The following is a 327-nucleotide window of genomic DNA, read 5'->3' on the forward strand; positions in this document are numbered from 1 at the left end:
GTGCCACCGGCATGCTGTACCTAGCGCGCGGACTCAAGCCCAAAGAAATTGCCACCGAGATCGGCGTCAGCCATCAGTCCCTCTACAACTGGTCCAAGGCCTGGCGTGAGGCCGGCCTGTGCGGGCTCTTGATCGGTCACAACGGGGGACGCAGCCCAGCTTTGTCCCCCGAGATGATTGCCAGTGCGGTCGCAGCCGCCCGGGAAGAGTCCATGACCCTGGCCAAGATTGCCCTGCGTGTCGAAGCCGAGCATGGCGTCCCCTTGCCCTGTACCTTGGAAACCCTGTCCAAGGCGCTGAAAGGCGCCGGGCTCACCTACAAACGAG

The 327-nt window shown here is 63.6% G+C and carries 1 protein-coding gene; it reads left to right on the plus strand.

Annotated features, from left to right (window positions below; translation table 11 throughout):
- Positions 1–327, plus strand: a 327-nt coding sequence (locus tag C2I19_RS17875) for a helix-turn-helix domain-containing protein (RefSeq protein WP_103904001.1), incomplete at both ends; no start/stop codon positions are given.

It is taken from the genome of Chromobacterium alticapitis (assembly GCF_002924365.1).
In the GTDB taxonomy this organism is placed as follows: domain Bacteria; phylum Pseudomonadota; class Gammaproteobacteria; order Burkholderiales; family Chromobacteriaceae; genus Chromobacterium; species Chromobacterium alticapitis.